The organism is Actinotignum vesiculae (assembly GCF_051267215.1).
Classification (GTDB): domain Bacteria; phylum Actinomycetota; class Actinomycetes; order Actinomycetales; family Actinomycetaceae; genus Actinotignum; species Actinotignum schaalii.
The window spans coordinates 135,965-153,263 of the sequence record NZ_JBOZGG010000004.1 but is presented as its reverse complement, the minus strand read 5'-3'; the positions used below and the strand labels follow the sequence as shown (position 1 = coordinate 153,263).

At 63.0% G+C, this 17,299-nt stretch carries 13 protein-coding genes; 9 read left to right on the top strand and 4 right to left on the bottom strand.

Annotated features, from left to right (window positions below; translation table 11 throughout):
• Positions 1–75: 75 nt before the first annotated feature.
• The gene (locus ACRQHG_RS03770; RefSeq protein ID WP_435719583.1) at positions 76–453 is read right to left on the bottom strand and encodes a TM2 domain-containing protein; all 378 of its coding nucleotides are present in this window, start codon (positions 451–453) and stop codon (positions 76–78) included.
• A gap of 308 nt (positions 454–761) precedes the next feature.
• Between ACRQHG_RS03770 and ACRQHG_RS03765 the strand changes: the two genes are divergently transcribed.
• The 6 genes from ACRQHG_RS03765 to ACRQHG_RS03740 all read left to right on the top strand — a co-directional run bounded on the left by ACRQHG_RS03765 (position 762) and on the right by ACRQHG_RS03740 (position 7,477).
• The gene (locus tag ACRQHG_RS03765) at positions 762–2,009 is read left to right on the top strand and encodes an ATP-binding protein (RefSeq protein ID WP_435719581.1); all 1,248 of its coding nucleotides are present in this window, start codon (positions 762–764) and stop codon (positions 2,007–2,009) included.
• 89 nt (positions 2,010–2,098) lie between these two features.
• Positions 2,099–2,944 carry a sensor histidine kinase gene (locus ACRQHG_RS03760; RefSeq protein WP_435719580.1) on the top strand — a complete coding sequence of 282 codons (846 nt, stop codon included), beginning with the start codon at positions 2,099–2,101 and terminating at the stop codon, positions 2,942–2,944.
• Positions 2,944–3,657: a response regulator gene (locus tag ACRQHG_RS03755; protein ID WP_435719578.1), complete on the top strand. Its 714-nt coding sequence runs from the start codon at positions 2,944–2,946 to the stop codon at positions 3,655–3,657. The genes ACRQHG_RS03760 and ACRQHG_RS03755 overlap by 1 nt, the downstream gene beginning before the upstream one ends.
• On the top strand, positions 3,654–4,730 hold the full coding sequence (locus ACRQHG_RS03750; protein ID WP_435719577.1) for an extracellular solute-binding protein: 1,077 nt from the start codon (positions 3,654–3,656) through the stop codon (positions 4,728–4,730). The genes ACRQHG_RS03755 and ACRQHG_RS03750 overlap by 4 nt, the downstream gene beginning before the upstream one ends.
• Entirely contained in the window at positions 4,720–6,345 is a 1,626-nt protein-coding gene (locus ACRQHG_RS03745; RefSeq protein WP_435719576.1) for a hypothetical protein, read from the top strand. Before ACRQHG_RS03750 ends, ACRQHG_RS03745 begins: the two co-directional genes overlap by 11 nt.
• Positions 6,332–7,477 carry an ABC transporter ATP-binding protein gene (locus ACRQHG_RS03740; RefSeq protein ID WP_435719574.1) on the top strand — a complete coding sequence of 382 codons (1,146 nt, stop codon included), beginning with the start codon at positions 6,332–6,334 and terminating at the stop codon, positions 7,475–7,477. Before ACRQHG_RS03745 ends, ACRQHG_RS03740 begins: the two co-directional genes overlap by 14 nt.
• A gap of 93 nt (positions 7,478–7,570) precedes the next feature.
• Here ACRQHG_RS03740 and ACRQHG_RS03735 read toward each other — a convergent pair whose 3' ends face one another.
• The gene (locus tag ACRQHG_RS03735) at positions 7,571–8,950 is read right to left on the bottom strand and encodes an MFS transporter (protein WP_435719573.1); all 1,380 of its coding nucleotides are present in this window, start codon (positions 8,948–8,950) and stop codon (positions 7,571–7,573) included.
• Positions 8,951–9,219: 269 nt separating this feature from the next.
• Positions 9,220–12,066 (bottom strand): isopeptide-forming domain-containing fimbrial protein, encoded by a 2,847-nt coding sequence (locus ACRQHG_RS03730; RefSeq protein WP_435719571.1) that lies wholly within the window; start codon positions 12,064–12,066, stop codon positions 9,220–9,222.
• 201 nt (positions 12,067–12,267) lie between these two features.
• Here ACRQHG_RS03730 and ACRQHG_RS03725 point away from each other — a divergent pair, with 201 nt between their 5' ends.
• Together ACRQHG_RS03725 and tgt are read left to right on the top strand one after the other, a co-directional pair.
• On the top strand, positions 12,268–13,098 hold the full coding sequence (locus tag ACRQHG_RS03725) for a queuosine precursor transporter (RefSeq protein WP_435719570.1): 831 nt from the start codon (positions 12,268–12,270) through the stop codon (positions 13,096–13,098).
• Positions 13,099–13,246: 148 nt separating this feature from the next.
• Entirely contained in the window at positions 13,247–14,482 is a 1,236-nt protein-coding gene (gene tgt, locus ACRQHG_RS03720; protein ID WP_435719588.1) for a tRNA guanosine(34) transglycosylase Tgt, read from the top strand.
• 72 nt (positions 14,483–14,554) lie between these two features.
• Here tgt and ACRQHG_RS03715 read toward each other — a convergent pair whose 3' ends face one another.
• Entirely contained in the window at positions 14,555–16,003 is a 1,449-nt protein-coding gene (locus ACRQHG_RS03715; RefSeq protein ID WP_435719569.1) for a hypothetical protein, read from the bottom strand.
• Between the two features lie 96 nt (positions 16,004–16,099).
• On the opposite strand from ACRQHG_RS03715, the gene ACRQHG_RS03710 reads away from it, so the two are divergent.
• Positions 16,100–17,239: an FHA domain-containing protein gene (locus ACRQHG_RS03710; protein ID WP_435719568.1), complete on the top strand. Its 1,140-nt coding sequence runs from the start codon at positions 16,100–16,102 to the stop codon at positions 17,237–17,239.
• The last annotated feature ends 60 nt before the right edge of the window (positions 17,240–17,299 follow it).

Sequence of the window (17,299 nt, the reverse complement as noted above, 5' to 3'; positions counted from 1 at the left end):
AGATGTCCGTGGCCTACCCTGACCGGTTTAATAAGTATTTATAAACAATGCTCACACACAAACAACTTGACACACTCAATCCCCGCTCTGGGTGAAGATGAAATAGTCACCGGGGTATTTGCTGAGCTTCACGCAGCCGATAATGAACTCCACCAGCGCCCAAATACCGATAGTGAGCCAGTTAAAGAGAATCATGCAGACTCCGATACCTACCTGCCCGCGCAGGAAGCGATGCACGCCGAATCCACCAAGGAAGAAAGCAAGAAGCACGTAAACAATCTTGTTGACCCTGCGGAATTGCGGCTCTTGGTAGTAATACGCGGGCGGGGCTGTGGGATACGCCTCCGGAGCGGTGGGGTATGGCTGTCCCGGCCCCTGATACGGCTGCCCCGGAAGTGGATACTGCTGGTTCTGTTGCTGCCCCCGTTGCGGGTACGGTTCAAAAGCGCTCATTGATCCAATCTTTCCTTGTGCCCGGTATGTCGCGAGCTCCTGCCGAAAAGTATAGCCGGCGGGCCGGTGAGCTGGGCTGCTATGAGCTGTGAGGAAACGCCCGGCTCCTGGTGAGGAAACGCCCGGCCCTCTAAAAGCAATAGCTGCAAGGCTGCACAACGGCAACCACGAATCCGCAAGACCGATGACGAAAAATCCGCAAGACTGATAATGAAAAACCCGCAAGAGCGATATCGATAAGTCCGCAAAAGTGATACCGAAACTCCCGCAATAGTGACAATGCCACGTGAAACGGCTAGTCTCACAGCATGGCTTATATTCGGCGCGCGGTTGATACAACGCTGCAACAAGACCTGGAAATCATGGGTGGTGTGGTGATTGAAGGTGCGCGCGGCTGCGGAAAAACGGAAACGGGCACGTTTCACGCCCACTCAGAATTCCGCGTGGACCAGGCATCCAACCAGCGCCTCGCGGAACTCAATCCCCAGGGAGTTCTGGAAGGCGATGTCCCCAGGCTCGTTGATGAGTGGCAGCTCGCCCCGATTCTCTGGAACGAGATCCGCCACGAAATCGACGTGCGGCGTGCCCCGGGGCAGTTCATTTTATCGGGCTCGGCCACCCCGGCCGATTCGATTACCCGCCACACCGGCGCTGGCCGGCTCTCCCGGGTGCGCATGCGCCCCATGGCCCTGGGCGAAGCATATCCGCGGGAAGACCGCATCACCCTGAATGAGCTACGCACCACCACAAACGTGCGCCACGTCCCTGGTGCCCTCAGCTACCCCGAACTCGCGACCGAAGCGGTGCGAGGCGGCTGGCCCTTCCTTGTCTCCTCGCAGAATCCGGCCTTTATCCGATTCGTCCAGAACTATGTGGACAATATCGCCCACGCGGACCTCGCGCAGGTGGACGCCCGCTTCGACCCGGAACGGGTACGGCGCCTACTACGCTCACTCGCCCGCAATATTGCAAGCGAAACCGCGGCAACCACCCTTTCCCAAGATATTTCCGCGGACGGCGGCGAACTCTCCCCGCAAAGCGTACGAAGCTACCTTGATGCACTCACCCGGATTTTCATTGTTGAGGAGCTCCCGCCCTGGAGCGGCTCCTTGCGCTCAAAAACCCGACTCCGTAAACAGGCGAAGCTGCATTTCTGCGATCCGTCCCTGGCGCCCGCGGCCCTCCGCGCAACCCCGGAAGAGCTCGCGAATGACCCCGAATATTTCGGCCAGATCTTCGAATCGATGGCGGTCCGGGACATTCGCACCTACGCGGAGCAGATCGGCGCCACCTGTTTCGGTTATCGCGATGAGAGCGGCCTGGAAGTAGACATTCTGCTGGAGTTCAGCGACGGCCACTGGGCCGGCATCGAAGTGAAACTCGGCGAATCGGATCGCGCTGTAAGCGCGGGGGAGCGCAATCTACTCCGGTTGCGCGATGCCCGTATGGTGAAAGCCCCCGATTTTCTGGCGGTGGTGACCGGTGGCCGCACTGCATTCACTTTGCCAAGTGGCGTTCATATTCTTCCCCTGAGCACCATGGGGCCGCTACTGTAGTGAGGTGGTGGTCACTTCCCCTGGAATCCCCTGGAGTAGAACGCCACTCCAACTCACTCTCATTGTTACCCGGAAGGGCGTTGCCGCAGATGACTACCTGGATTCTCACCGCCCTGGCGCTGGCTGGATGGCTGACCACAGCCCTCCTGGCCGCCACCATCCTCCGGCGCGGCCGCGACGTGCCCGCCCCGGAATTCCGGGCCGGGGAACCCGCGGTCGTCGCTCACGAAATGCGCACGCCCCTCACCCTTATTAACGGTGCCGCGGAACTTTTGGCGGAAGAAAGCCCCGGGCCCCTCACCGACCACCAGCGCACCTTTGTTGATACCATCCGGGAAAACTCCGCCCAAGCCATCGACATCGCCGAAAATTTCATTACCAACCTGAAGCTCTCGAATTCCTCCGTGCAACTCAATCTCAGTCCGGTGGATATTCGCGCGACGGTTGGAGCAGCGGCCCGCCAACTCGCGCAATTCTCGGATGTGCCCCTCTACGTGGATGCCAGCGGCGGGCTCCTCCCCATTAGTGCGGATCGCGGTTTGGTGCGCCAGCTTGTATGGAACCTTATTGCCAATGCGGCCCGGCATGCCGGTGAAGGCGCCACGATCACGGTTCGTATCGACGAAGGTAGCGCCGGCGGAGCGCTTATCGAAGTCACCGATAACGGCGCGGGCATACCCGATAGCGAGCGCGAGAAGCTTTTCACACCCTTTGCCACCGGAACCTCGCGGCGCCCCGGCTCGGGAATCGGCATGACTGTTGTTCAGCAAATTGCTCGTATTCACGGTGGCAAAGTGATGGTCGATTCCGCGCGGGGGAGAGGTACCGCCGTCGTCGTATATCTTCCGGCCGCACCGCCGCAGGTACCGGCACCGTCGCAATTATCTGCACCCACCCGACGCGCAACACACGCACCCGCGAGAAAGGAGAGTTAATGGACGCACCCGAGCAGCGCAACCCGGATGCTCAACCCGTTGTGCTCGTCATCGACGACGAAGCACAAATGGTATCCATTATTACGTTCGCCCTGGAAACATCAGGATTTCGGTGCCTGAGCGCGAATAGCGCGGAAGAAGGCTGGCGCATTCTGCGCAGCCACGCCGTGGACCTCGCCGTGATTGACGTGATGCTCCCCGGAGCGAGCGGTGTGGAGCTCACCGCCGAAATCCGGAAAAATTCCGCCCTTCCCATTATTTTGCTGACCGCGCTGGGCGAGGAAGAGGACCGGATCGCCGGCTTGGAAGCCGGGGCCGATGATTACGTGACGAAGCCCTTTAGCCCGCGCGAACTGGTGCTGCGCGCCCACACGATTATGCGGCGCACTCGCCCGCAGGCGGAAAATAACCGCGTGCAGGTGGGCGAGCTCATTATCGACCGGGTCACCCTGGAAAGTTCGTGGCGCGGGAAAGCCCTTGGCATCTCCCGCGGGGAAGTGAAACTGCTGCTGGCCCTGGCCGAGAACCCGCACACCTTCCTCACCCCGCGCGAATTGCTCCGGCAAGTGTGGGATTCTCACGATTCCGTTTCCGGGCGCGATACCCTCAAGACCGCCGTCTACCGGCTGCGTTGCCACCTGCGCGAATGCGGCTTCCCGGATAACGCCATTGAATCGCGCCGCGGTACCGGCTACGCCCTGAAACTATCGTGAGATATCTACGCCGGCCGATGTACCTGAGCCAGTGGGAGCGCCAGCTCGCGCGCGGCGGGGCGGCGCTCGCGGTGGTGGCGATCCTGGCGATCCTCGCGCTGCTGCTGCGCCCGGTTCCTGAACTCCGGATTCTCTGCTCGCACAATAACGTGGCCTGCACCGCGCTGGCCACCGAATTTGGCGAACGCACCGGCATCCGTGTTTCGCTCACCCGCCTACCTACCGGCGACGCGAAAAAACGGGTAGAGGCATCCCCGCACGAATTCGATGTGTGGCTGGGCGGCCCGTCGGAAGCTTACGAGGCCGCCAGTGCCACCGGGATTTTTGCGCCGCTGGAGGATATCCCTGCCGAGATACCGGAGCGGTTCCGCGATCCCGAGGGTTATTGGGTGGGGATTTACGGTAGCGTCCTCGCTTTGTGCGTGCGTGAGGATGCCGCCTATTTCCCGCGGACCTGGAAAGACGCGACAGCGCCGGAGTTGCGCGGGAAAATTGTGCTCCCGAATCCGCTCACCAGCGGCACCGCGGCCACGATGCTCTCCACCATCGCCGCGGTTCCGGGTGGCGGTGTGCCTGGTAGCGCGCAGAGTAGTGCGCCGAACGCTGCGCCGAATACTGAGCCGAATTTCCTCAGCACCATGCGCGGCCTGGATAGCAATACCGTGACTTACACCGAGTACGGGGCGGCGCCGGCCCGCGTGGTTGCCGCTGGCCGAGCCGACGTCGGCATTACCTTCGCGCCCTATTGCGAAGAGGCCGCGCGCCGCGGAGCGCCCGTGCACACCGTCTATCCCGGCGAGGGCACCGGCTTCGAGATCGGCGCGGTCGCGCTGCTGCGCCACGCTCCGCACGCGGAGAACGGCCGCGCATTTATCCGTTTTGCTATGTCCGAAAACGGCGAAAAAATCGGCCTGGACGGAGTCGGCCAGCTCGCCACCAGAACCGATATCGAGGAGAATCTCGCGCGGGAACTGGCTGAATTGGATGTGCCCGTGGTGAGCGGAAACGGTTTTATCCAGCAGCGCGCCCTGGTGGACATCTGGGTGGAAGAGGTGCGGCACGGTGCGCTCTAGAACTGCGGTGCTCGCTACCACCGCGCGCGAGCATGGCCGCCGCGGCACCCGAATCTGCCGCGGCACCCGATACCGCCGCGCCCGCTTTCTGCTCCAACCCGGCTGCGGCCTGCTCCTTATCGCCCTCGGCTACCTCAGCTTTCCCGCCGCTCTGCACGGCGGCGCCGGCGCGCAGCTGCTGGGGCGCAGTCTTCTCATGGCTGCGGTAGCCGGATGCACTGCAACCGTGGTCGGCATTTTCATTGCCTGCGCCGCGCGCTTTTCCGTGCACCGCGCCCCGTATATTGCGGTTGCGGCGCTGAGCCTCACCGTGTCCCCGGTCGCGCTCGCCACCGCGGTCACGGCCCCTCCCTTTAACGTGCCGGCCTACGGCCGCCTCGCGGTCATAAGTACGACGACGCTCACCGTCATCCCAGTAACTTCCCTCATCATCTTCGGCATGGCGATGCGTACTCCCGGGCGCCTCTTCGACTTCCTTTTCCTCACCCAGACCCGGTGGCGCATCGCCCTCCCGATCCTGTGCCGCGGCGCTGCCTTCGCCCTGGCCGCAGCCAGCGCACTCGCCTGCTCCACCCCGGACATCACAAAAATCCTCGGCGGAAGCACTAGCTACCTGGCCAGCCACGCGGCGGCCCTTGCCGCGAGCGGCCGCCCGGGATTACTCAGCGCCGGCCTTATTTTCTCCGGCCTCGCGCTCCTGCTCATGCCCGCTCCCCGCTTCTTCCGCCCGCACAGCCATGTGCCGCGCTCGCGGCGGCCAAGCGCGATCCCCACGCCTGCGGAGCGTCATTTTGCGGGCCTGCTCCCGGTGCGTATCGGCCGCGGCATCGGAGCCCTTCTCACCGTGCTGGTGGCTATCCCTTACGGCGCCGTGTACCTGCGCGGTGCGCTCGCCCTGGTGAGGGATACCGCGGATGGCCGCCCCTACGGCGCGGATTTTCCACTGCGCAATTTGGTCACCAGTTTCGGGGTAATCACCTGCGGGGTGGTGCTCAGCGGTAGCGCTGCGCTGCTCTGTGCTATGTGGGTGGTGCGCCGCCAGCGGTGGGTGCCCCTCTGCCTCTTCGCCGCGACCTGCGGTGCTGGTATTTCTCAAACCATGGCGGGGATTTTCGTTGCTGCTTTCCACCGCGATCCCATCTGTGTGGGGGAGCTGTGCTTCCTTCCCCCGCTGGTGGGTGCCCACTCTATCGGGCACGGCATCGTAGGGATGCTCTACGGGTACGCCCTCGCATCCTTCCCCATCGCCTTCCTGGCTTTCATCTTCCTGGCCGGGCGATCCCGCCGGATTATCGATGCCGCGCGGACGGCGGGCGCCGGGCGGGCGCGCGCCGCCGCCACCTTTGTGCGGGAAAGCATCACCCCGATTGCTGTTATTCACCTCATCCTCATCGCGGTGCTGCTTACCCGCGTTGCTCCGGCGCTTTTCGTAGAATCTCCGGATTTCCCGGTGAGCGCGAGCCGCATCCTCGCCGCGGCAGAAGCCGCAAAAATCGACACCACCTGCGCCATGGCCACCCTCCTGGGCTGTACCGCACTGGTGCTCATGGCAGTAGTTGCCCCAATTTTCCTCCTGAGTTCCGTTACCGGAAAGGACTACCGTGTTCACGCATAGCCACGCGCGCCAAGAACCCTTGCCCCTTCACGTGGAAAGCGTGAGCGTGCTTCGCCCGGGCGCGCCGGCTCCGGTGGTCGATGAGGTCGCTTTCCACGTTGATCCGGGAGAAATCCTTAGCGTTGTGGGGCCTTCCGGATGCGGAAAAACCTCGCTGCTGGAAGCAATCGCCGGGATTCTTCCTGCCTCGGGGAGCGTGCGGATCGGCGGCGCAGCCCCGCAGCGCATCGCTTTTGTTTCCCAGGACCCGGTGCTTTTCCACGCGATGAGCGTGCGTGAAAATATCGAATATGCGCTCGGGGAGCGGCACCTCGCTCCGGCGATTGTGCGCGACCGGGTGGATATCGTCATGGCCTTGCTCGGGGTGGATGATATTGCGCGCCGTCGCGCCAACGAATTATCGGGTGGGCAAGCGCAGCGCGTTGCCCTCGCCCGGGCGCTCGTGACCCGCCCGGATGTGCTGGTGTTGGACGAAGCTTTTGTGCACGTGGAAGGCCGCCTGGTGCACCGCGCCCGCCGGGTGGTGCGCGAAGAGGTGCAACGTTTCGGCACCCGCGCCATCGTGGTCACCCACGATATTGACGAAGCATTCCTCCTGGGCGACCGCCTCCTCGTCATGGGTGAGAAGGGGACTGTTGCAGCGCTGGGAACCCCCAGCGAGGTGTACCGCCACCCGCTCAGCCCGAGCGTGGCGCGCTTCCTAGGAATCCCCAATATTTTCCCGGCCCGACTCACCAGCGTGGCGCGGGGCGATACGTCCGCGCCAGAGAGCACCGCGCGGATTGAATTGGGGCGCTGCACCTTCGAATTACCCTGCGCCGCGGAAGTGCGCAGCCTGCCAGCTGGCGCCGTCGTCGTTACGTATTTCCCCGCGGAACAGGTGGCGCTGTACCCGCTCGACGCAAAGGTAGCGCCCACGCGAGGGGCGAGCGGCACGGCGCCCGGGATGGACGGCCGTATTATCTCGCGTACGTTCGCGCGCGCTTTTACGATGTACGACGTCGAAACGGATATCGGCACCATCGTTGCCCGGATCCCGGGCGATATCCCGGAGCTGGCGCGCGGAACCCAGGTGCGGGTCGGGATTCGGGCAGGGTGGGTCGGCCCGGCGCAGGCACTCGATATCGGTTAGCGCACGGAAACGCGTGCGGAAAAACGTGCGAAAGCGCCCGCGGAAACTGAGGTATCCCCAGCTCCGCGGGCGCCGCGCCTTTCTTAGTGGTATTTACTCACCTTCGAGAGCGGCAATTTTGCGCTGCTCGGCGAGGCGGTTTTCTTCCCGGCAAATCACCGTGAAAATAGCCAGAATCAGCACGGTGAAAACAAGGAAGGTAATAAAGGTGACGTCCCACCCGGCGTACTTGACGAGGAAGCCCACGCCGGTGGAGGCCAGGGTGGCGCCCAGCAGGTAACCGAACAGGCCCGTGAAGCCGGCCGCGGTGGAGGCGATATTACGCGGGGACAGGTCGAGGGCCTGCAAACCGATGAGGCCAACCGGGCCGTAAATAAACCCGCCGATCAGTGCCACGAACAGTACCATCACACCGAAGGGCGTACCCACCGGGGCCAGCCAGTACGCCGCAATGGACAGGCCCGCACCCAGGGTGAAAAGCCCGATGGCTTTCGAGCGGTTGCCGTGGAAAATCCGGTCAGAAACCCAGCCGCACAAAATGGTGCCGAGGAAACCAGCCAGCTCGAAGGCCGCGAAACCGGCCAGCCCGGAACTAATACTCATATTGTGAATCTCGGAGAGGTACGTGGTGATCCAGTGCAGCACGCCGTAACGCAGCGCGTAAACGAAAACATTCGCGATAGCCAGCAGCACAATAATGCGATTGCGCAGCACGTACTTGAAAACGAGGTCCTTCGTGGAGATTTTCTCCCCGGCTTCGGCGGTCACATCCGCGACCTTGCTCGGATCATCGCGCCATTCATCGACCGTCGGAAGGCCTTCCGAGGGCGGATTATCACGAATAAGGATGAACGCCAGGAGGGCAATAATAAGGGCGACGACGGCGGGAAGCCAGTAGGCAGCGCGCCAGTCCTCACCCGTGTACGCCAGGCCAAGGCCGACGAGGAAGGGCAGGGCACCGGCCCCCACGTTGTGGGAAGTATTCCACAGGGAGCCCTTCCAGCCGCGCTCCGAGGTGGAGAACCATTGCACGACGATACGCCCGCAAGGCGGATACCCCATGCCCTGGAACCAGCCATTGAGGAACATGACCGTGGCGAAAATACCCACCGACGCGGAAACCCAGGGCACGAAAGCCACGATGAGATTCATGACCGCGGAGAGCGCCAGGCCGAGCGGGAGGAAGTAGCGGGCATTGGAGCGATCCGCTACCATCGCGGAGAAGAACTTGGACAGCCCATAAGAAATGAGGACCGCGTTACCGATAATGCCAATCGCGGGCTTATCGATGGTGCCGTTCTCTTCCAGGAGGAGAGGAGCAACCGTGGAAATATTATTGCGAATCAGATAGAAACCGGCATAGCCCAGGAAAATTCCCATAAAGACCTGGAACCGGAGGCGCGGGAACTTCCGAGCAATCTGCTCCGCGGAGAGCCGCGGCTTAGGCCCGGGTGCCGCCAACCACTTAAACATGACACACCTCTTCGTGTTGAGTTGGGTTCCTGAGAACCCTGTGCTTACAAGAAGAAACTACGTGGAGGGAGGTAACGTGGGCGGGCCCGGGAGTAACTCACGGTAACAGTGCGGTTACCCAGGTGGTTATCGCGCTCGCGGTCGCGGTGGGGTGCGACGGCGCCCTATATGGAACTGCCCCGCTTTCTCGATGCGGTTGCAAGAATCGAGAAAGCGGGGCAGTAGCGGGGCGCTTATATCAGCTGCGGTTGATCAGCAGCTAGTTGCCGCTAATGATTGCGCCGGGGGCGACCGGTGCGCCGTATAACTAGCACCGCGCCTATGCCCAGCAATGCAAGGGCGGCACAAGCGCCAGCTGCGCCGGAGATGCCGGATGCGCCGGTGGATACCAGCCGCTTCCCGCCAGCCGGCTTGGTGGGCGTTGCCGTGGGAGTCGGCGTTTCGCCGGGAGTCACGTTAGTGCTTGGTGTTGGCGTTGCGGGCGGCGCACTCGGCGGCACGGTTGGCGTTGGAGTGGGCTCCGGAGCTGAAGTTTCGCTGGGCGTTGGCCCCGGCTCGGGCGTAGGTGTCACGCTTTCGCTCGGGGTCGGAGTAGGTGCCGGAGTCTCACTCGGCGTCGGTACTGGCGTCGGAGTTCCGCTGGGAGTTGGGGTGGGCTCCGGGGTAGGTGTCACGCTCGGAGTCGGACTTGGAGTTGGCGTCGGCGTCGGTGTTGCCGTGGCCGTCGGCGTGGGCTCCGGGGGCACAGGAGGAACCGGCGGCACGGGAGGAACCGGCGGCTCAGGAGGCGTGGGCGGCACATACACGTTCGTGAATTCGACGACCCGCGCATGCCGATGCGCCCCGGCGCTCTCCTTGCGCTCCACCCGGAAATGCCCGGCCAGACCCTCGGGGAGTTTCTCCGTCACCCGATAGGTCAGCGCGGTGCGCTCGGCCGGATCCTTGGCCAGTTCCTCAGGCGTATACATCGGCAGTTTCTCCAGCTCGAACTGGAAATTCTTGCCCTCGCCACGCACCACACTATTCTTCTTGAGATAGGTGCGCGCCGGCACCGTGGCAATCTTCGTTTCGCCCTGCCAGCTTTCCACCTCGAAATTATCAAGATACGTATCCGGATCCACCCCGGCAATGAGATCCCCACCGCCGGTCCACTGCTTCTTCACCAGCGCATCCAGGAAAGGCACGATCTCTACCTCATCGCCCGGGATGATATTGCGCAGCGGCGTCGTACCGAATTCGCGCACCTGCGCACGGAAGGTGACCTCCACGTTTTTCTCGGGCCGGTACGTAATTCGCGTGGTGAAATCAAAATTCGTCACGTGCGCGGCATCGTGATCTTCCAGAATCACACGGCGAGTTTCCGGATCGTAACGCACCGTGTAATTCGCGGTCGCCTTGCCATCTTCGCGAACCTGCGCGCTGCCTTCCACGTAATCAAGGCGTTTGTCCAGCTCATCGACCACGGTCACGTTGTTTTTAATTCCGAAATCGACGTACTTATCGAATTTCATAATGAGACGATGGTCGCCGGGGATCTTTCCCGCGATCTTGAATTCGACGGCGTCTCCGAGACTTGCGTGGCTGCGCTTCACCTCAGCTTGCGGCTGCTGCACAATTGTTTTGGTGAACGACGGCGCCTTGGGAATAAACATACGCAAGGGAGTTTTGAATCCGAGGAGCGCCGTGGCCTCCGGGGTGTTATCGAAGCGGGCATCGCTACCCCCGTCCGGATTAATCCAGGTTTCCGCATCCGGACTGCTGCTCGTCAAGCCGAGCATCTGCAAGCGGCCCGTTTCCGTGAGCCGGAAATGCTGCGCATGCTCCAGGTCAAAACCGCTCTTAAAGCGCTCCGGGGCGCTGATAATCCGCACCTGGTATTCCCCGGGAACTACCTTGGTAAAGAGGTAACGCGGGGCCATGCCCGGTTCTTCAACCGAGGTGTCAACCAGCTCACCGGCCGTGTTATACAGCCCGAGCTCAAAGCCGGACTTCGCGTGGCGTACCCCGAAATCACCGAAAGTAACGCTCTCGATATCCGAAACCGTGAAGTACACCCGCTTGCTCAGGGTGACCCGCAGGGTGGAGGTAGCCGGATCGAAATTCTGCTTCGCTATTGCGTAGTAGAGATAAGCCTCCGGGAGCTCGGGCAGCGATAGCCGCGCACCTTCCGGAACATTCGGCACCGTGATATCCGTGGTGAAATCGCCGCGGCCCGCGGGAATTGTGAGCTGCGGGGCCGCATCCGGATTGGCCCGACCATTCACCTCAAATGCCCAGCGCGCGTTTTTGCCAAGCACGTCAAAGGGGCGCTCAATCACCACGTGGAAAGTGGCGGTGCTCAGCTTCACTTCCCGCACGCGCACCGTGAATTCTCCGGTGTCACTGGATTCCACCGCGGTCACTTCATAGGCTTTCTCGGTTCCACCATCGCGAACCATGAGCGGATCCATCGGCTTATTAGGATCCGGGAGAAGGAGGGGCGTGGTGAACTGGCCAGCGTCGTCGTATACAACGTTTTGCGTGAAATAGAAGCCCTGCGCATCGCGCTTAACGATCTGGCTGATCGAGTGGGGTCCATCCAAGGTGGGTAGCGCGAAGCGGTCGATAGTTCCGGTGACGGGAGTGCCGTTCGCATCCACGAGGCTCACGGAATAGCGCCGCTCAATATTTTCCTTGAGCACCACATCAACGCGCAGATCACCCGATTCGCTTTGCGTGACCGGGACCCGCACGGTGTCACTGATCTTACGGCTCAACCACCCGTCGGGAGCGCTCAGGGTATAGGGCAGGCTTTGGCCCGCGGTGTAGCCATCCGGCTCCACCGCGAATTCCACTTCGTAGCGGCTCAAGCCATTTGCCAGGGGTGTGGTGGACTTGACGTCGTCGGGAGCGATGTCCCATTCCCCGGCGGTCCACCCGGTTCCTTCCTCAAGTTTGAGGGACGTTATATCCTGCCGTGTATAAATAGTGGCGTGCAAGACGAGGGCTTTGGGGGCGGGCGGCGCCGCGGGATCTGATGCCGCGGGGCTTTCCGGTGCCGCGTAAGCCTGCGGGAGCACCAGGGCGAGCACCGCGAGGAGCACCGTGATGACCAGGGGTTTCTTCTTCAATCGCATATTTCTCCCAGACAACGCAGTCGGCATAAGGAATACCTATACGGAAAATATCTAAGAAAATGCTAGCACTCGGCCGGTAATTAGATTCAGGAATTAAGGCGCTTCGTGCCCCACAATATCCCGCTATAATCATGACCGTCCGTGCGGTGGCAGAGCCGGACATCATAACCATATTTTCTCAACACGCATGGAAAGGTCACGATGAGCTCGCAGTCCACCGCGCCGCACGGCGCCAGCACGCACCCGGAATCACACCCCACCACTCCTGCCCCCGCGCTCGCGGACGGCCTGGTCACTCCGAATAACGTCAGCCCGAACACCACCGGTGCCGCCGCCACCCCGGGCGCCGCCCCGGGCACCACCGCCCGCTTCGCGGATGTGGCCCGCTCCCACCTCTTCGTGTACGTAGCGGTCTTTTTCGTATCCTTCCTCCTCATTTCCAATATCGGTGCCACGAAACTCATCACCTTGAATATCGGTGGTCTTGATTTGTATTTCGACGGCGGCGCGATGCTCTTCCCGCTCACCTACATCATCGGTGACCTTCTTTCCGAGGTTTACGGTTTCAAAGTCGCCTCCCGCACCATCATCCTCGCGTTCGGAGTGCAGATCCTGGCCTCCTGCTGTTTCTGGCTGGTGCAGATCGCCCCGCCCGCCCCGGATTACGCCAACCAGGAAGCTTTCGAGGCGGTGCTCGGCGTGGTGCCGCGCTTCGTGGCGGCCTCCGTATTCGGGTTCCTCTTCGGCCAGCTTTCCAATTCCTATGTGCTGGTCTGGATTAAGCGTCGTTTCGGAGAGCGTGCCCTGTGGGTGCGCCTCATTTCCTCCACCATCGTGGGCGAATTGCTGGACACCATTATTTTCTGCTTCGTGGCCTGGGGTGCGGATATCGCGGCCGGCAATGTCGAGTTCTGGTCTATCGTCAACCTCTCCCTGGTGGGCTGGCTTTATAAAGTCGGTATCGAAGTCATTTTCCTCCCGCTGACGTACGCCGTGGTTGGTGTGGTCAAACGCCACGAAGGCTTACGATAGGCAGCGGGCCAAGGTGGCGGCGTCGTCGCACTAAAAACAACGCGAGCGCGCGGCACGGCGCCCGGGCATAACGCGCGTGCCGCACACAAGAACCGCACCGCAATAGAAAGGTGAGAGCGTGACAACAGGATTTACGATCGGGACGCGCCTGGACGCGCGCGTGGGGGACCTCACCGGGCGGCCGCTGGGACGCACCGGCGTGATTCACACCCCGCACGGCGATATCGCGACCCCGGCGTTCATTCCCGTCGGCACGAAAGCGACCGTCAAAACGCTCACGCCCGAGCAGGTGCGCGGTATCGGCGCGCAGGCCGTGCTCGCGAACGCCTACCACCTCTACCTGCAACCCGGCCCGGAGATCCTGGACGCCGCCGGCGGCCTATCCGCCTTCATGAACTGGAACGGGCCCACCTACACGGATTCGGGCGGGTTCCAGGTGCTCTCGCTCGGCTCCGGCTTCAAAAAGGTGCTCAGCAACGAGTACGCCGGGAAAAACGCCGGGCGCGCGGATACTGAACTCGCGCGCGATAAAGAGCGCCTCGCGAATGTGGACGACGACGGCGTATGGTTCCGTTCCCACCTCAACGGCTCGCGCCACCGGTTCACCCCGGAGGTGTCTATGGGGATTCAGCACCAGCTCGGCGCCGATATTATGTTCGCCTTCGACGAGCTCACCACCCTCCTCAACTCCCGGGCCTACCAGGAGAAAAGCCTGGAGCGCACCCGCCGCTGGGCCGAGCGCTGCCTAGCCGAACACCGCCGCCTCACCATCGAACGCGCCGGCAAACCCTACCAGCAGCTCTTCGGCGTGATCCAGGGCGCGCAATACGAGGATCTGCGCCGGAAAGCCGCGCGTGACCTCGGCACCATGTGCGTGGACGGCCAGGAATTCGACGGTTTCGGGATCGGCGGGGCGCTGGAAAAGGAAAAGCTCGGAACCATCTGCGCCTGGGTGAGCGAGGAGCTGCCCGAAACAAAAGCCCGCCACCTCCTCGGGATTTCCGAGCCGGATGATTTCTTTGCCGCTATCGAAGCCGGCGCGGATACTTTCGATTGCGTCAATCCCTCCCGGGTGGCGCGCAATGCCGCGATTTACTCCCCGGACGGGCGTTTCAACGTGACCCGCGCCCAGTTCCGCACCGATTTCGGGCCGCTGGTGCCCGGCTGCGAGTGCTACACCTGCCAGAACTATTCGCGCGCCTACCTCAATCACCTCTTCAAGGCGAAGGAAGCCCTGGCGGCCACGCTCGCCACCATCCACAACGAGTACTTCACCGTGCACCTCGTGGACACCATCCGCGCGGCCATCGAATCCGGCGATTACGCGGCCTGCAAAGAAGAAACGCTCGGGCGCTTCTACCGCGGGCAGTGGGGGCGGGCGTAAGCGTCCCGCGCGTAGCGGGCGGAAAACGGGCGGCCAGCTTAGTAGCGCCCGAGCGCCCGCCCGCACCCGCGCCTAGAACGCGCGGTGCGCCGCCTCGCTCAGCTTCTGGAAGGTTTCCGGATCGGGGAATCCGGACACCTCGTAGCGCGGCGGCCACACATTTTCGAGCGGCTGGAAGCCCTCGGGCCACACATCGCGAGCCACATCCAGGCGAATCGTGATATTGGCGGCTTCCGGATCAGCATCGTCAAGATAGTTAATGAAATCCGCGACCGCCGGGATAGACCCGTAGTGGTCCGAGCGGCGCCACTGCGTGAGGCTCACCGCGCCTTCGTCCAGGTCATGCACTTCGTAGAGCGCCACGTGGCCCATTTTCTCCGGCCAGCGCGAAAGGAATTCCTGCTGGTGATCGTACATGCGCCCGCGGAAGGTGGCGCGCAGATTCGCCAGCGGCGCGTAGGCCGGGTGATCCGGCATAGGAATCCATTCCATCCAGCCGTCCGCGGCCACGGTGTGGGGGAGCGGGTAGATAGCGTCGTCGATATCGTAATCCTGGAGCAAACGGTTGAAGAGCGCGGGAAGCTCCGGATCATCAGCCAGCACCACAAACAGGCGCGAACGCGAAGCCGGCACGAACAGCGGCAGCGCGCCGTTATATTGCTTGCTGATCGAGTACGCCACCTGCTGGACCAGATCCACATCCGCGAACCACGAACTCTGGTAATTATTCGGCTCGGTAAAAGCCAGCACCCGCGCGCCCGCGTACATCATGACCACCAGCTCCAGGGCCGCGTAGCCCGATTGCGCATTCAGGCCGCGCAGCGATTCCACGGCGTGCCCGAACAGCGGACCCACATCATCCGTTCCCGGAATGAGATCCAGATCCGAGAAATACAGCGGAATAATGTTATCCGGGGTATCGCGCGCGAGCCCCACGCCCACGAAATCCGTGAGCGGCAGGTAGATAAAGGAATCATCCTCGCGCCGGTTGACGCGCGTGAAATAATCCGCGGCGCGCACAATCGGCATAATCGGCCCCTCGGCGTCATCCTGCTCCTCTGCGAGCTCATCGAGCGCGGGATCGTGGTGCGGGAACCCCGGGTCGCTGGGATCCATGGTCCCGAAGAATTGCGCGAAGATTTCCCGCCAGGACAGGTTTTTTTGGCCGCGGCCCGGAGGGGTGCCGGGCATCTCGGGCGCGCTGCTTCCCGCGGCCGCACCGGTTCCGGTAGCCGCACCGTTATGGGCCGACGACGCCGCCCCCGGCTGGGCGGACCCGGCCGCACCTTCGGTGACCTGCGGGGTGGTGGCCCCGGATACGCCAATAGTGATGAGGCGGTTGAGAAGTGCGCGCCGGCGCTCTTCAGGAGCATCCGGATCGATCATCTCAAAGGGACGGAAGCGGAAGGTGCGTCCGTCCGGGAGCAGGACATCCAGCCACGGCCCGTCGGCATTGACCAGCGCGCCGGCGAGTTCGGGATGAGCGGTGGCGACCTCGAGGGCCCAATTCATGAGCGACATACCTCTATTCTGGCAGAAAGTGGCGCAGGCCGCTCGCCGGGCGCGGTATCCTTGCAAGCAGAGATGTGACTCATGGAACCAGGTCGAGGAGGAGCCATGCCGTCCTATTCTTATCCCGGTGATGGGCTGCTGGCCTGCGTGCCCGGCCTGGCGGTGTTCACGCCCGCCCTACCTGCCGATCCGGCCGCGGTGTGGGAAGCGATGCGCGCCGGCCACGATTTTCCCACTCTTCTCACGCATTTGTGGTCCGCGCTGGGCGCGGATTTTGCACTGTTCTACGCCGACGGCCCGTTGCTGCGGGTGGCCGCGCACGGTCTCATTGTTCGCGACATCACCGGCCGCGCGGTCGCGGACGGCAGTAACGCCCTCACCTGGCAAGAAGCTGCCACCACCCAGGACACCACGGTGACGGTGGGGAACGTTGGCGCTGCGGGTGCGGAAAGCGCGGCATTCGGTGGGAACGACGGCGCAGCCTGGGGCGCCGGTACCCCCGGGAACGACGGCGCAGCTACCGCATCTGGCCCGGCCCTTCCTTTGGAGCGCGGTATGGCCCGCGCCGGCGGCGCTCGCATTAGCCTCAGCCCGGTTCTCAGCGGCCGCCCGGTGGCTCCGGTTGGCCGGCCTGCGGCTCCCGCGCTCGCGGTGTCCGCCGAGCAGCCGGTGGCTCCGGCAGCCCTGCCCGCTGATCGCCCGGCGGTTCCGGAACCTCCGGCCCCGCCACTTCCGCCGGCGGCACCGGTGCCTTCAGCGGCGCCAGTAGCTCCAGTGGCGGAGAGCGCCCCGGTGCCCAGCTACGCCGCGGCCACCGAAGCCTACCCGGTGCACACCACCGAGCCCTATCCATCCTCCGGTATTCCCGCCCCGCTCCCGGCGGTCGAATTACGTTTCTCCTTCGGGGAGACCGTGCTATTGGGCGGGGTGAGCCCGGCTGTCAAAAATATTATTATGGGCCGCCGTCCGCTCCTCGATGCCGCGGCCGCGGGCTCAGATCCGGCAGCTACCCAACTCCTCCAGGTTCCCTCCCCGCGCCAGGAAATCTCCCGCACCCACTGCGAGGTTCTGGTAGAGGCCAGCGGCGCATTCTTGCGGGATTGCCATTCCAATAACGGCACCTACCTCAAGCACGGGGACGGCCCGCTGCGCCGCATCGAAGCCGATCACGCGGTTCGCCTGGAAGATGGGGACCTGGTAGATATGGGTGACGGCGCCAGCTTCACGGTGCATTACCGCAGCTAGCGCCGCCGCGCCTTATCCGCAGCGGCTCGCCGGGCTACCCGAGAATACAAACACCCGGGC